General features: G+C 65.0%; 8 protein-coding genes and 1 riboswitch. Of the genes, 5 read left to right on the plus strand and 3 right to left on the minus strand.

Annotated elements, in window-relative coordinates; all coding sequences use genetic code 11:
- Window positions 1-40: 40 nt before the first annotated feature.
- Window positions 41-222, plus strand: a riboswitch (yybP-ykoY riboswitch).
- A 9-nt stretch (window positions 223-231) separates the two neighbouring features.
- Window positions 232-807: a TMEM165/GDT1 family protein gene (locus CBW66_RS11805; RefSeq protein WP_086140041.1), complete on the plus strand. Its 576-nt coding sequence runs from the start codon at window positions 232-234 to the stop codon at window positions 805-807.
- Window positions 808-920: 113 nt separating this feature from the next.
- The gene (locus CBW66_RS11810; RefSeq protein WP_086142905.1) at window positions 921-1,127 is read left to right on the plus strand and encodes a hypothetical protein; all 207 of its coding nucleotides are present in this window, start codon (window positions 921-923) and stop codon (window positions 1,125-1,127) included.
- On the opposite strand, the gene CBW66_RS11815 is transcribed toward CBW66_RS11810, so the two are convergent.
- Entirely contained in the window at window positions 1,124-9,814 is an 8,691-nt protein-coding gene (locus CBW66_RS11815) for a glucoamylase family protein (protein WP_367301877.1), read from the minus strand. The two genes, CBW66_RS11810 and CBW66_RS11815, sit on opposite strands and share 4 nt — an antisense overlap.
- A gap of 344 nt (window positions 9,815-10,158) precedes the next feature.
- A complete protein-coding gene (locus tag CBW66_RS11820) occupies window positions 10,159-12,198 on the minus strand; it encodes an aminotransferase class V-fold PLP-dependent enzyme (RefSeq protein WP_086140043.1) in 2,040 nt (679 codons plus the stop codon).
- Between the two features lie 152 nt (window positions 12,199-12,350).
- Here CBW66_RS11820 and CBW66_RS11825 point away from each other — a divergent pair, with 152 nt between their 5' ends.
- Both CBW66_RS11825 and CBW66_RS11830 read left to right on the plus strand, forming a co-directional pair.
- Window positions 12,351-12,848 carry an Lrp/AsnC family transcriptional regulator gene (locus tag CBW66_RS11825; RefSeq protein ID WP_086140044.1) on the plus strand — a complete coding sequence of 166 codons (498 nt, stop codon included), beginning with the start codon at window positions 12,351-12,353 and terminating at the stop codon, window positions 12,846-12,848.
- 129 nt (window positions 12,849-12,977) lie between these two features.
- Window positions 12,978-14,954 carry a methyl-accepting chemotaxis protein gene (locus tag CBW66_RS11830; RefSeq protein WP_086140045.1) on the plus strand — a complete coding sequence of 659 codons (1,977 nt, stop codon included), beginning with the start codon at window positions 12,978-12,980 and terminating at the stop codon, window positions 14,952-14,954.
- A gap of 17 nt (window positions 14,955-14,971) precedes the next feature.
- Here the strand turns inward: CBW66_RS11830 and CBW66_RS11835 are convergent, their stop codons facing one another.
- The gene (locus tag CBW66_RS11835; protein WP_086140046.1) at window positions 14,972-15,472 is read right to left on the minus strand and encodes a co-chaperone YbbN; all 501 of its coding nucleotides are present in this window, start codon (window positions 15,470-15,472) and stop codon (window positions 14,972-14,974) included.
- 167 nt (window positions 15,473-15,639) lie between these two features.
- Here CBW66_RS11835 and CBW66_RS11840 point away from each other — a divergent pair, with 167 nt between their 5' ends.
- Entirely contained in the window at window positions 15,640-15,930 is a 291-nt protein-coding gene (locus tag CBW66_RS11840; RefSeq protein ID WP_230492377.1) for a DUF3349 domain-containing protein, read from the plus strand.
- Window positions 15,931-15,961 lie beyond the last annotated feature (31 nt).

A 15,961-nucleotide genomic window follows, 5' to 3' on the forward strand; every position in this document is an offset into this window, starting at 1 on the left:
GGCCGCTACTGGCGCCGGGACGGGCATAGGCGTATGATGCGCCTCGAACATTGGGGAGTAGTCGTCCCGCGGTCCTGCCGCGGGAACCTGTATCAACATGATTGGCCCGCAGGCCATGGTGCAGGTGGTTGCAGAACTTGACGAGACCATTGATCCAGGGCGGCCGCATGGGCCGGAGTCGCCCGTGGATCATTGGTTAATTCGTCCGGCCCGCGTACCTCTTGCAATCTCATGGAAGCATTCCTCATCTCCACCGGCATCGTCGGTCTCGCTGAAATCGGCGACAAGACCCAGCTCCTGGCCTTTCTGCTGGCTGCCAAATTCCGCAAACCCCTGCCCATCGTGCTGGCCATTTTCGTCGCCACCATCGCCAACCACGCGTTCGCCGCCGCCGTCGGCGCCTGGATCACCGGCATGCTGGGGCCCGACGCGCTGCGCTGGGTGCTGGGCGTCTCCTTTTTGGCCATGGCCGCCTGGACCCTGATCCCCGACAAGCTCGATGAAGACGAGACGAAGCTGGCCAGGTACGGCGTCTTCCTGACCACCCTGATCGCTTTCTTCATGGCGGAAATGGGCGACAAGACGCAAGTGGCGACGGTGGCGCTGGCGGCGCGCTACCACGATATCGTTTCCGTCGTGCTGGGCACCACCTTCGGCATGATGCTGGCCAACGTGCCGGCCGTCTACCTGGGCGACAGGATCGCCAACCGCGTCCCGCTGCGCCTCGTGCATGGCATTGCGGCGCTGATCTTTGCCGTGCTGGGCCTAGCCACCCTGCTGGGTGCGGGCGCGGCCCTGGGATTTTGAGATAACCCCGCATAATTTCCCATTTACAACATTCATACTCATAATTACAATATCGTCGACATGAATACCGGCGCGCCGATCCGGAACGGTCAGCGCGCTTTCTTGAGGAATATATGCAGTTGAATAGACACGTGGCGGCGCTGTGCCTGGCCGCTTGCGCCAGCCAGCCTGCCGCCGCCATGGCGGCACCCCTGCGTCACCACCAGACGGCGACGCCATCCGCGCCCGAAGTGCGCACGCGCGACCTGCTGCTACTTGGCGCCGGCTTGATCCTGCTGGCTGGCCGGCGCCGTCCCGAACACGAGAAGTGGCAAAACTAGAGCAGCAGTAGCACCGCATAGTCGCGGCCCTCGTCGCGCAGGGCGATGCTGTTGCCGCCCTGCGCCACGCCATCGACTGACAATCCCGCTGCGCGTCCCTGCGCCTGCTCCACCGTGATGGCATAGCTGCTGGCGCCGAAACGGTAATGCAGCTTGAAGCTGTCCCATTCGGCCGGCATGGCCGGCGCCAGACGCAGCACGTTGGCTTCGCGCGTCAGACCCAGCAGGGATTCGACGATCAGGCGGTACAGCCAGCCCGACGATCCCGTGTACCAGCTCCAGCCGCCGCGCCCCACGTGCGGCGCCACGGCATACACGTCGGCCGTCACCACGTACGGTTCCACCTTGTAGCGCGCCACCGCCTGCGCGTCGACGCCATGGCGCACGGGATTGATCATGCGCAGCAGCTCCCATGCCTTTTCGCCGTCGCCCATGCGGGCAAACGCCATCGCCGTCCAGATGGCGGCATGCGTGTACTGGCCGCCGTTCTCGCGCACGCCCGGCACATAGCCGCGGATGTAGCCGGGGTTGAGGTCGGCCTTGTCGAACGGCGGATCGAGCAGCTGGATCACGCCGGAATCGCGGCGCACGAGGCGCGCATCGACCTGGCGCATGGCGCCGGCGACCCGCTCCTTGTTGGCGGCGCCCGACAGCACGCCCCAGCTTTGCGAAATCGAATCGATCTGGCATTCCTCGTTCGTGTGCGAGCCCAGTGGCGTGCCGTCGTCGAAATACGCGCGCCGGTACCACTCGCCATCCCATGCATGTTCCTCGACGTTGGCCGCCAGTTTCACGGCTTCGTCGCGGCAGAACTGGGCGAACGCGGCGTCGCCGCGCAGCATGGCCACTTCGGCGAAACGCTGCAGCACTTCGTACAGGAAGAAGGCCAGCCAGACGCTCTCTCCCTTGCCATGTTCGCCCACCTTGTCCATGCCGTCGTTCCAGTCGCAGGAACCGATCAGCGGCAAGCCGTGCACGCCCATGCGCAAGCCATGGCGGATGGCGCGCACGCAATGCTCGTACAGGTCCGCCGACTCGCCCGAACGCACGGGCAAGTCATAGTAGGAATCCTCTTCCGGCTTGACGGCCCGTCCCTCGATGAAGGGTGCTACCTCCGACAGCACGTTGACGTCGCCCGTGGCGATCACATAGCGGCAGGCGGCCAGCGGCAGCCACAGGTAATCGTCGGAGCAGTGCGTGCGCACGCCCCGGTCCGACGGCGGATGCCACCAATGCTGCACATCGCCTTCGACAAACTGGTGCGCCGCGCACAGCAGCAAATGCTTGCGCAGCAATTGCGGCGCCGTATGGATCATCGCCATCGCGTCTTGCAGCTGGTCGCGGAAACCGTAGGCGCCGCCCGACTGGTAATAGCCGCTGCGCGCCCACAAACGGCAGGCGATGGTCTGGTACATCAGCCAGCCATTGGCGATCACGTCGAGCGACGGCTCGGGCGTCTCGATGCGCACGGCGCCCAGGGTGCTTTCCCAGTGCGCGCGTACCGCGTCGAGCGCCATGCGGGCCGCTTCCTTGCCCGCATGACGCTGCACCATGGTGCTGGCGTCGGCATTGCGGCGCCCGCCCACGCCGAGCAGGAAGACGATTTCGCGCTCCTGTCCCGGCTGCAGTTCGAACGGCACCTGGATGGCGGCACACTGGTCCAGCCCCGTGCCCGCCTTGCCGGACAGGCGCACGCGGCGCAGCGCCGCCGGCTGCGCCAGGCTGCCGTTGCGGCCGATGAATTCATTGCGGTCGCAGGTGATGGAACGGATGCTGGCGTCCGTATTGAAAAAGCCGACGCGGCCCGAAAACTCCGTGTTGTAGTTATTGCGCGCAAACAGCGCGCCGCTGATCGTATCGACCTCGGTGGCCACATGCATGCCGGACTTGGCGCGCAGGTCGGCCATCACCCATTCCACGTAACCGGTGACGGACAGGCGGCGCGGCACGCCGCTGTCGTTGCGCACCTTGATGACCGAGTATTTGACGGCCGCATCGAGCGCCACATAGGTGCACAACTCGGTGGCGATGCCGCCCTCGCTGTGCTCAAAAATGCTGTAGCCGAAACCGTGGCGCGTCACGTAGTCGCCGCTGCCGCGCGCGGGCAGGGACGAGGGCGACCAGAACTGGCCGGTCTGCTCGTCGCGCACATAAAACGCTTCGCCCGACAGGTCGGACACGGGGTCGTTCTGCCATGGCGTGAGGCGGAATTCATGCGCGTTCTCGCTCCACGTGTACGCCTGCCCGGCTTCCGACACCACCGTGCCGAATTGCGCATTGGCCAGCACGTTCGACCACGGCGCCGGTGTCTGCTTGCCTTCTGCGGTGGTGATCACGTATTCGCGCCCGTCGGGCGTAAAACCGCCCAGGCCATTTTCCAGAATCAGCTCGCGCTGCGGCGCCCGGTGCGGCACGCCGCCATGCTCGCGCACCGGGTCCTGCAATAGCGGCGGCATGCGCAGCACGGGACTCGGCGGACGCTTGACCTGCTCGGCCAGGGTGCCGCGCAAATCGCTGATGATGGCGCGCGCCACCGATTGCAGCAAGATGCGGTCTTCGTTGGCGATCTGCTCGGCCAGGCGCACGAAGATGCCGCCCGGGCGGTCGATCGCCTGCGCATCGATGCCCGAGGCGATCAAGCCCATGATCTGGTCGTGCAGCAGCTGGCGGTAGCCCGACTGCTCCTCGTACCAGATCACCAGGTCGACGATCAATCCTTTCAGGCGCCAATAGGCATGCGCCTGCACCATCTGGCGCGCCAGCTCGATATTGGCCGCGTCGCGTATCTGCAGCAGCACGATGGGCAGGTCGCCGGAAATGGCATACGCCCACAGGCCGGACTGGCCGCGCTGGTTCTTGATCAGGATGCTCGCTTCGGCGCGCAGGGCCGCATTCGGATAGATGACGGCGTTGGCCAGGCGCGCATACAGCTGCGCGTCCGCTTCGCTGGCGTTCAACTGGCGCAGCACCACCTGGCTGTGCGTCCAGGCCAGCTCAAACACGCGGTCGGCCAGATGGCGGTCCTGGTATTTGTCGATCAGGTGCAGCGCCGCCTCGCGCTGCTCCACCATGCCGGTGACGCTGTCGACGGTGACGGCCTGGTCAGGTTCGAGCGTGATGACGTAGCGGATGGCCACGACGGGGTCGAGCACGGAGCCGTGGCCGCCGCTGAGCGGCCCGTCGTCCTGCAGCGCCTGCGGCAGCTGCGCCGTGTTGCCGCGGCCGATGAAGCGCGCGCGGTCCGTCTCGAACGACACTTCGTAGCGCTCGATATCGTGCACGGTCATCACATGCAGCAGCCACGGCATCTGCTCGTCTTTCGAGCGGGGCCGGCGCGTGCACAGGATCGCCTTTTCATGCGCGAGGATTTCCGTCTGCACGAACAGCTTGCTGAACGCGGGATGGGCCGCGTCGGCGGCCGCCGGCGCCATCACCACTTCGGCAAAGCTGGTGATCTCGATGCGCCGCTGGCGGTTCGAATTGTTGCTGATGCGCGTGCGGCGGATTTCGATGTCGTCCTCGGGCGAGACGACGATTTCCGTGTACAGGTCGAGGCCATGGTCGGCGCGGCGGAACTCGGCCCGCCCTTCCGAAAAGATCACCTCGTACTTCTTCGGTTCGGCCAGGGTCGGCTGGTACATGGTGGACCAGACGGCGCCGTCGTCGAGGTCGCGCAGGTAGCAGAAATTGCCCCAGTTATCGCGCGTGCTGTCCTCGCGCCAGCGCGTCACGGACAGGTCTTTCCAGCGGCTGTAGCTGCCGCCCGCATTGCTCACCATGACGTGGTAGCGGCCATTCGACAGCAGCTGCGTTTCGGGCACGGCGCTGTTGGCCTGCGTGAGGATGCGCATCGGCATGGCTTGCTCGGGCGCGCCGCTGCGCAGCACCGCCAGTTCGGCCGTGTTCGAGTAAAACGCGCCGGCCTGCGGCGTGCGTTCCTGCAGCACCAGCAAGGCCGATTGCAGCAGCGGATCGGACTCGAAACGGCGCTGCATCGGGCGGTCGTGCAGCAGGTAGCTGAGGGCCAAAAAGCCCATGCCCTGATGGTGCACCATGAAGGAGCGGATGATGGCGCTACCCTGCCCGCGCGGCAGGCGCGCCGTGGTGAAATCGATCGCTTCAAAAAAGCCATAGCGGCCCATGTAGCCGGCCGCCTGCATGCGCTGCAGGTTTTGGCACGACGCTTCCGGCTGCACCATCAGGCCCATCATGCTGGCGTACGGCGCCACCACCAGGTCGTCGGCCAGGCCACGCTTCAGGCCCAAGCCCGGCACGCCAAAGGCGCGGTACTGGTAATTCAGGCTGGCGTCGACCGTGTTGTAGCCGGACTCGGAAATCCCCCACGGCACGTCGCGCTGGCGGCCATAGTCGATCTGCGCCTCGATGACGGAGTGGTAGGTCTGGTCGAGCAGGGTGTTCGGGTAGTTCGGCATCACCAGCAGCGGCATCAGGTACTCGAACATCGAACCGCTCCACGACAGCAGCACGGGCTGGCCGGCCACCATGCACAGCTGGCGGCCCAGCGCGAACCAGTGCTCCTGCGGCAGCTGGCCCTGGGCGATGGCGATGAAGCTGGCCAGGCGCACTTCGGAGGCGAGCAAATCGTAGTAGCTGGGGTCCAGCCGGCGTTCGCTGACGTTGTAGCCGATGGCCAGCAGCTTGGTCGACGGGTTGTACAGGAAGCCGTATTCGATCTGCGCGAAGTCGCGCGCCTGGCCCGCCGCGTGGGCGATGTCGCGCATGTGGCGGCCCGCCTGCTCGCGGCCTTGCGCCAGCAGGGCCGCAAGCTCAGATGGCGTGCCTTCGGGCACTTCCAGGTTGGCCAGTTCGCGCAGGGTCGGCATGCGCAGCCATGCCGCATCGATGCCCGCCTGCGCCGCCCACGGCGCCAGTTGCAGCAACTCGGCCAGCGCCGCGCGGCACTGGCGCGCCAGCGCGCCCGTCCACATCGACAGCTCGCCATCCTCGCTTTGCAGGGTCAGCGACAGCAGCGCATCGGCCGCGCCATTCGCGGCGGCAAGATAAGCATGCCATTCGGCCAGGGTGGCGGGAGCGGCCTGCGCCTGCAACAGGCTCATGCTCTCGCGCATGGCCTTGCCCTCGCCTTCTGCGGCGATGAATTCCTGCAGCACCTGCGCCGTCGTACGGATGCCCTGCACCACTTGCGCGCCGATGATGGGAGCGTCGTACAGTTCCACCAGTCCCGGCTGCAAGGTCAGCAGATGGCCGGCCAGGTTGCCGCTGTCGACCGTCGAGATGTACATCGGCTGCAGTGCCTTGAGCGTTTGCGTGTCGTACCAGTTATAGAAGTGACCCTGGAAGCGTTCCAGCTCGCCCATGCTGTGCAGGGTGGCGCGGCTGCGCTCGATCAGTTGGCCCAAGGTGAGATAGCCGAAATCGTAGGCCGTCAGGTTGGCCAGCAACGCCAGGCCAATATTCGTCGGCGAAGTGCGGTGCGCCACCACGAGGTTCGGGTGTTCCTGCATGTTATCGGGCGGCAGCCAGTGGTCGTCCGGCCCGACGAAGGTATCGAAATACGCCCAGGTCTTGCGCGCCACGCCATGCAGGAAACGTCCCTGTTCGGCAGACAGGCGCGCCACGGCCCGCTCGATGGGGCGGCTGATCCACCAGGCGATGGCGGGTGCGGCCAGCCAGAGCAGCAGCACCACGGCGGCGGCCGGCAAGGCGGCCGGGCGCCAGTAGAGCAAGGCGCCGAAGGTGGCCAGCGCCAGCGCGGGCGAGCACCACATGGCGCGCCAGCTGTCGGCCTGGCTGCCGGAAGAGCTGTGCAGGTTGGAGGCGCGCCAGTCGAGCAAATGTTTGTGCGACACGCCCAGGCGCCACAAGGTGCGCGCGATGGCGTCCAGGCTGATCCACGCTTCATACGGCAGGAAGACGAGGGTCAGCATGGCGTGCGAAAACTGCACGCCGCAGCGCCGCTCGAACGCGGCCAGGTGCTGGCGCCACAGGGTGTCGCGCGGCTTGCGCAGCAGATCGTACAGGGCCGAAAACACGGGCGGCAGGAAGATGATGGCCAGCACGGCCGCGCTCCAGAAGGCCACGTGCGGCAAAAAGCCCCACACCAGCAGCAGCGACAACGTCGTGGCGGGCGCCACGATGCTGCGGCGCAGATTGTCGAACAGCTTCCAGCGCGACAGCATCGACAAAGGATTGCGTTCGCGCTTGCCGGCGCGGCCAGGCACCCGGCCCAGCAGCCAGCCAATCAGCTGCCAGTCGCCGCGTATCCAGCGCTGGCGGCGGCTGACGTCGGCGTCGTAGCGGGCCGGATATTCCTCGTACAGCTGCGAGTCGCTCAAGAGCCCCGCGCGCAGGTAGCAGCCTTCGAGCAAATCGTGGCTGAGGATTTTATTGTCGGGCAGGCGCTGGCCCAGCACGCGCTCGAACATGTCGAGGTCATAGATGCCCTTGCCGATGAACGAGCCTTCATAAAAGACGTCCTGGTACAGGTCGGACACGGTGCGCGTGTACGGGTCGATGCCCGGTTCGCCGCCGCACAGCAGCTCGTAGCGCGACGCGTTCGCGCTGGGCAGCGCCACGGCCACGCGCGGCTGCAGGATGCCGTAGCCGGCCACCACGCGCGTGCCGGCCGCGTCGAGCACGGGACGGTTCAGCGGGTGCATCATGGTGGCGATGAATTCGCGCGCCGCGTCGCGCGGCAGCTGCGTATCGGTGTCGAGCGTGATCACGTATTTGATCGTGCGCAGGCCACGCAACTCGCCTTCCACCAGCGAGAATTTGTCGCGCGCGCCGCCGCGCAAAAAGGCGTGCAGGTCAGACAATTTGCCGCGCTTGCGCTCCTGTCCCATCCACGCATTCTGCTGCGAATTCCACAGGCGCGGACGATGCAGCAGCAGGAACGGCCCCACATGGCCCAGCTCTTCCGGGTCGGCCGGGTCGCCGTTGTCCTTGAACGCGGCACCCTCCACGCGGTATTTCTCGTTCAGGCCACGGATGGTTTCCTGCGCCTGGTTCAGCAGGGCTTCGTCGCCGGGCAGGGTTTGCGCCTGCGCGTCGACAAAATCCGTCAGCAGGCAGAAACGCAGGTTCGGGTCGCGGTTGGCGAGATAACGCACTTCCAGCGCCTCGCACAGGGCCGCCACGTTTTCCGGGCTGTAGATCAGGGTCGGCACCACGACGATGCCGCGCGCATCGGACGGAATGCCGGACTGGTAATCCATGCGCGGCAGCGGATGCGGCGACGTCATCAGGGTTGCCAACCAGTTCACCACGGCCACGGCCAGCTGGCTGCTGCCCAGCAGCGCCAGCGCGCCCAGCGCCGCCAGGGGCCAGCCCTGCACGCCATGGCGCACGGCGCGCTCGAGCAGCAAGGCGCTCGTCGCCAGGGTCAGGAACGAGATCGCCCCCAGATAGACGGCCAGCGGCGCGGCGCGCGCCGTATGCTGCAGCGCCTCGATGAACGGCAGCTTGGCGCCAGCCTGCTTTTCCAATACCAGCACGCCGCGCCCGACCAGGTAAAAGCCGATATGGCCGCGGCGCGCGTCATTGCCATTGCCGTGCGTGTGCGCCAACTGCACCACCATCTCGGCCACTTCCACTTCGCTGCGCGCGCTGCGCCTGGCGATGCGTTCGATGGCGTGGCGGTAGCTGTCGCGCGTGGCGAAATCCATCAAGCCATACGTACCTGCCGGGTCCAGGCGCAAGGTTTGCTCGACCACGCTCATGGTCTCGACGAATTCCTGCCAATCCATGGTGCCGAGAAAACGCAGGCTGCCGATGCTGTTGGCGATCGAGACCTGGTCGGCCGCCTGCTGCCCGATCTCGGACTGGATCTGTTGCTCGATGGTGAGGCCCGACTCGGCCAGCTTGTGCGTCAGCCACGACAGCGCCAGGGTCAGCGAGGAACTCTGTCCCTGCAGCCGGCGCGACAATTCGGCCACGAAGGCGCTGGTCATCGGCGGATTCGAACGGGCCATGTCCGCCACGAGCAGGATCAAGCCGCTGGGATTGCGCTCGGCGATCTCCGTCATCTGGTCGGCCCAGGTGTTGGCCAGGTCGCGCTGCATGCGGTCGTCGGCCACGCGCGCGGCAACGCGGCGCAGGTTTTCGATCAGCGCCAGGCGCAGCATGATGGGCACGGCCCACAGTTCGCCCAAGGTCAAGGTGGCCACGTCCTGGTAAGCCTCGACGAAGTGACACAGGTTTTCCAGGTCGACCCTGCCATCGCCGTGCGAGATGATTTCCAGCGCGATTTTATACACGCGCGGGCAACCCGCATCCACGCCGGAACTCAGCCGTGGCAACTCCTTGCTGTAATTCTTCGGCAAGTGGCGCCGCGTGGTGCGGATCTGCTCTTCGATCAGGTAAAAATTATCGAGCAGCCACTCCGAAGCGGGCGTGACCTGGCGCCCGCTTTTGACAGTCGCCGTCAGTTCATTGACGGTGGCCGTGATCAGGGCCGCATTGTCGGCCAGGCGCGCCAACAGGCGGTCGCGGCCATGATGCTTGCCCACCGCATGGCCGGCGGCCACGTGCTTGCCGTGGGCGGCCATCTGCATGGCGCTGAATAACTCCGAACGCAGGGGCAAGGCATCGTCGCGCGCGGCGTCGAAAGTGTCCGCTGCAAGGGAATGGTCGCGGAAGATTTCTTTGACTTTGGAAATCTGTTCCTTGATCTGTTCTGCGACTACTGCTGTGTACTCTTTCAACTTGGGCCTCGCTAGGTGCACGCAGGCAGCCAGCGGCCACCGTCATGCGGGCCCAGTCTGAAAGAACACGATCGGACACTGGCGAAGACGGAAAGCGAAGCGCCGGAGCGTTGCGACGAATCTCAGGGTATAGGGAGATTTTCTGAACTTCATCGTAGGAGGGCGGCGCAGGCAAGACCGTGCGCTAGCGTACATACTCAGTGTTTTAGGGACGTTTCAACAAAGAAATCAGCGTGTTGAACGGCAGAAAAATGCCGGTGGGAAATGAACGGGAGAAAAGGCGCGACATGCACCGTGCCGATGATGACACGGTGCAATATTTCATGGAAGAAAGTTCAAGCAACTCAGGCCGCAATCGCCAGCGGATGGCGCTTCGCCTCCGCCATCGCCATGCCGCCGTTGAGTTGCCATGCCGCGCCATGACCTAGGCGGCGCAGGCAGGCGCTAGCGCGTGCGCTGCGGTTGCCGCTGCGGCAGAAAAACACCAGCGAGCGCCGAGGTTCTTGCAGCCAGGCGGCCACCTGCCCCGCCAGACGGCTCAGCGGTACGCTGCGCACCTCGCAGCCTTCGAATACCGTGCCGGCGCACGCCGCGTGTTCATACGCTTCGCGCACGTCGATCAGGATGGCGTCGGGATGCTGCCGCAGGAAGGCGGGCAAGGCGGCCGCGTCGAGCTGCAGTTCGGCGGCCGGCACGCTACCGTTCTGCACCGTGCGCACGGTGCCGCAGATGCTGCCGTCGTCGCCGGACGCGCACAGCACCGTGTCTTGCGTCAGCAGCGCCGCATCCAGCAAGGGGGTCAGCGCTTCGGGCGCCAGGGAGCCGATGAAGGCGAAGCGCTGCTCCAGCAGATACACATGGGTTTCGCCGCACTCGATGCGGCGCAGCCGCTGCCGGCCCAGCGCCAGCTCGCCGTCGATATCGACGCGGCCGACCTGTTCGATCTCCAGTTCCTGCAGCAGCGCGAGACGCGCGGCGCCATGGTCGGCGGGCGCCGTCGTGTGCACGATGGCGCGCAAGGCCAGGTGCTGGCAGCGGATGAAGGCGGCCAGGCGCGGCACGAGCGCGGCGGCGGGATCGATGACGACGCAACTGGCGCTGGCGGCGTCGCTGAGCAGCCAGGTGCACTGGCCGTCCACGCTCAGCTGGACTACGCCGTCCTGCGCGCCGTCCTGCGGCGATGGCGCCAGCGCCGACGGCAGCAGACAGCTGCTGCGCAGCGCTTCACCGCAGCGCTCGATGCGCGCGCAGGCGGCAGCGACCGTCGCCGCGTCGATCAGGGGACCGAACGACAAACGGATGGCGGAACTGGCGCGCCATTGCGGCACGTGCATCGCTTCCAATACATAGCTGGGCAGCGCCTTGGCGGCGGAACAAGCGCTACCCGAGCTGACGCGCACGCGCGCCGCGTCGAACAGGTCCAGCAGCTCTTTCGAGGACAGGCCAGGCACGGAAAAATTAAGCGTCGTCGGCAAGGACAAATCGCTCGGCATATTGAACACGATGCCGGGGAAAGCGCGTTCCAGGCTGGCCACCAGCTGCTCGCGGAACGCGGCCAGGTCGGCGTGGCTGCGGAAGGTCTTGCCATCGTCCAGCGCGGCGAGCACGGCGCCCAGCGCGGCGATACCGGCCATGTTTTCCGTGCCCGAGCGCAGGCCCGCCTCTTGGCCGCCGCCCATCATCAAGGGCGTAAAGGGAGCGCCGGCGCGCACATACAGCATGCCGATGCCCTTGGGCGCATACAGCTTGTGGCCGGAAAACGGCGCGTAATCGATGCGCGTGGCGGCCAGGCTCAGTTTCAGCTTGCCCAGCGCCTGTACGCAATCGACCATCCAGTAGGCGTCGGCACCGCGTTCCTGCAGCAGTTGGGCGATGGCGGACAAATCGCTGACGACACCGGTTTCATTATTCGCCGCCATCGTGCACAGCATGGCCGCCTCGCCGATCAGCGCATCGAGCGCCTGCAGATCGTGGCGCCCTTGCGCATCGACGGGCAGCTTGCGTACTTCGAGGTTCAGGCCCAGTAAACGGTTCCAGTGCGCCAGGCTTTCCGGCACGGCCTTGTGCTCGGTCGCGCCATATAGCAGCAGGCTGCCGATGCGCTTGCCCGCGTCGCGCCGTTCGCGCAGCGCACACAGGGCCGACAGCACGGCCGTCTGGATGCCTTCGGTGGCGCCGCTGTTGAACATCAATCGGCCGTCGCCCACGCCCAGCAAGCCGCTGGCGCGCTGGCGCACGCCATCCAGCATGGCCTTGGCCTGCAAGCCCGTGGCGTGGGTGCTGCTGGGATTGCCATAGCCCTGCTCCATTGCCTGCTTGGCGGCGGCAACGGCGGCGGGCAGCACGCAAGTGGTGGCATTGCTGTCGAGGTAGATTTCTTTCATGATGGCAGTCTGAGTATTCTATAAAAAGGCACAGCGCAGGCGGCTGGAACATATGAACAGTCTAGCGGCACGCCTCCGTGAAGATATGCCAAAAGACACTGCAACTACGGTACTATGCAGCATGTTCATGCTATAAAAACCGGAATACTAAAATGAATTCACCAAACACCCCGCTCGACAAATTCGACTGCGCCATCTTGGCAGCCCTGCAGCAGGACGGCACTCTGTCGATTGCCGCCCTCAGCGAGAAGATCGGCCTATCCAGCACGCCATGCTGGAAGCGGGTCAAGCGCCTGGAGGAAGACGGCTATATCGAGAGCCGCGTGGCCATCGTGAACCGGCAAAAAGTGGGCTTGCCCGTGACCGTGTTCGTCAGCGTGCGCACGGGCCAGCACGATGAAAAATGGCTGCGCCGCTTCGCCGCCGCCGTCATCGTCTTGCCCGAAGTACAGGAATTTCACCGCATGAGCGGCGACATCGACTACCTGCTGAAAGTCGTCACCACCGACATCAAGGGCTACGACACCTTCTACAAAAAGCTGATCAAGACCGCGCAGCTGACGGGGGTGTCATCCGCCTTTTCCATGGAACAAATCAAGTGCAGCACGGAATTGCCGCTGGAATTGATCGCCCACGGCTTGCCTGCCTGAGGCGAGAAGACGTTGCTGCAATGCAACATAAGTAAATGAAAAGCAGCAATGGTGCGATGGAACGTACAGTGCGGCCGGTATACTGTTGGCCTGTCTGCCCGTAGTGCAGGCCATCTTCCAAGGTCTTCCATGTCTCTGCTCCGCCGCCTCTCCATCCAGAAAAAACTCCTGTTCAGCATGGGCTTGTGCCTGCTGCTCTTCATGGCGATCTCGTCTTTCCTCAGCGTGCGCATGAGCAGCGATTACGTGCGCGAGCGCGTCGTCAGCCAGGAATTGCCGGCGCAAGTGGGCGAGATCCGCAACGACGTGCTGCGCCAGATCAGCCAACCCCTGTCCGTGGTGCAAACCATGGCCAACGATGTTTATCTGCAAGACTGGGAAGACGCCGGCTTGCCCGACAGCGGCATCGCCACCTTCCAGCGCTACGCTGCCGTGGTCAAGGAAAAGAACAAGGCCGCCTCAATCAACTGGGCCTCGGCCAGCACGGGCAAATATTTCACCACCGAAGGCTTGCTGCGCACCCTGGACAAGAACCAGGCGGCAGACCAGTGGTTTTATGGCTTGCTGGCCGGAGACAAGGCCTACACGCTCGATATCGACAAGGCGGAAAACTCCAGCGACCTGATGCTGTACCTGAATGCGCGCGGCCAGACGGCCGGCGGCAAGCAGATCGCGGCCGGCCTGGGCTTGTCCATCAATGCGCTGGCCGACACCATCCGCAGCTACAAGATCGGCCAGACGGGCCATGTCTACCTAGCGCGCGCCAATGGCGTGCTGCTGGTGCATCGCGACACGGCCCTGTCCGACGGCAAGCATGCACTCAAGGATCTGCCCGGCTTTAGCGATAGCCTGAGCAAGAGCCTGCTGACCGGCAACAAATACGCGTACGCCGTCTACGACGCGCCTGCGGGACGCCAGTTCGTCGCCGCTTCCTTCGTGCCGGAACTCAATCTATATGTGATGGCCGAAGTGCCGGAAGCGGAAGTGCTGGGCAACGTCACGCGCTCGGCCCTGATCGCCGCCCTGATCGCCGGCCTGGTCGGTGGCGGTATCGCCCTGTGCATCATTTATGTCATCAGCCGCGCCATCGCCGCGCCCGTCGCGCGGGCAGCGGACATGCTCAGCGAAATCGCCAGTGGGAATGGCGACCTGAGCCGCCGCATGCCCGTGGAATCGGAAGACGAGGTCGGCGCGCTGGCCGCTGCCTTCAACCGCTTCGTCGCGTCGCTGAACGTGACGATACGCGAAGTTCGCGACAGTACCGGGGCCATTGCCAGCGCATCGAGCCAGATCGCGTCGGGCAACCTGGATCTGTCGGCCCGCACGGAAGCCCAGGCATCGAGCCTGGAAGAAACGGCCGCGGCCATGGAAGAGCTGACGTCGACCGTGAAACAGAATGCGGACAACGCGCGCCAGGCGAACCAGCTGGTGGTGTCGGCCTCGGGCCACGCCGTCAAGGGCGGCGAAGTGGTCGACCAGGTGGTGCAGACGATGGGTGCGATTACGGAAAGTTCGCGCAAGATCGCGGACATTATCGGCGTGATCGACGGCATTGCCTTTCAAACCAATATCCTCGCCCTGAACGCGGCCGTCGAGGCGGCCCGCGCGGGCGAACAGGGCCGCGGCTTTGCCGTCGTGGCAACCGAGGTGCGCAACCTGGCGCAACGCTCAGCGGCTGCAGCCAGGGAAATCAAGGACTTGATCGTCGACTCCGGCAGCAAGGTCGAAGCGGGCAGCAAGCTGGTCGACTCGGCCGGCGCCACCATGCAGGACATCGTCGTCTCCGTGCAGAGGGTGGCCGACCTGATGGGCGAGATCGCTTCGGCCAGCCAGGAACAAAGCCAGGGCATCGCGCAAGTCAATGCCACGGTCACGCAGATGGATGACGCGACCCAGCAAAATGCGGCGCTGGTGGAAGAAGCAGCGGCGGCAGCCCAATCCTTGCAGGACCAGGCGGGACGCTTGGCGCAGGTGGTCAGCGTCTTCAAGCTGGAAGAAACGGGGCATGCGGCGCAGCAGCAGCCTCGGCAGCCGGCGCACAAGCCCATGCTGCCCACGCCATCGCGCCCGAAAGCGCCGGCCAGCGATGCGTGGGAAGAGTTTTAAGGAATGTTGGAAAACGCTTAAATCGCTGGCGCTTTCACGCTGGCGGCTTGCTTGAAGAAATCGTAAATGCCGCTCTCGCTCATGCGGCGGGCATTCGCCAGTTCGCCGCCCTTGGTGGCGTACAGCACCTGCTTGTTGTCGCTCGATACGAGGACGGCAGCCGGGATGCCTTTCTTGAGCGGATTGCCATAGGCTTGCGCCACGTCCAGGTTATGGTCGAAGTTACCCACGTCGACCTTGACGACCTTGAACTGCTGTTGCATCAACTCTGCGTTCTTGCCTTCCTTCAAGGCCTTGTCGAGTGCGCGGCAATCCTCGCACCAGTTGGCGCCAAAGATCAGCAGCACGGGCACGTGCGCCGCCTTGGCCTCGGCCAGCGCGCGGGCCACGTCGGCCTTGGCATCGGCCGCCGCGTTGTACGGCAGATGCGGCGTGGCGACCGGGTTGGCCGGTGTGGGGGCGGCGGCAACGGCGGTGCCGGCAAGCAGCAGACTGGCGAGCAAGATGGAAAAGCGCATGCGGGGGCTCCTGAAAGAAAATCGTGAAGCCGGCTGGACAGGCGCCAGCGGGCGTGATTGTCTAGAATATGCCTGCTTGTGGGAAATATCCACCATTTAATTGCACTGTGCTTATGCGGAAAACGTATAAGCGCGTATCCGCACCAGCAAGGAGTAGCCGCTTGAACATGCCAAATGCCTTACCCCCTACGCTGTCCGGCGCCGCGCGCATGTTGCGTAGCGCCTATCCCGGCGGCATGCCCGATACAGCGTATTTCGCCGTGCTGGCCCTGCTGTACGAACACTTTTCCGACCGCAACCTGGCCGAACTGATGGCCGCCGTCACGGGCAAAGATGCGGCAATCGTCCTCAATGACATCTATGCCTGCGTCAGCAGCAAGCCGGCGGCGCCCGCCATCGCAGCCACCAGGACGCTGCTGACGCGGCACGGCTTGCAAGCCGTCTGCGCCGAGGATTAATGCCCACAGGCAGCGAAATGCAACGCATGGG

Source organism: Janthinobacterium sp. GW456P (genome assembly GCF_002127655.1).
Classification (GTDB): Bacteria; Pseudomonadota; Gammaproteobacteria; order Burkholderiales; family Burkholderiaceae_D; genus Janthinobacterium.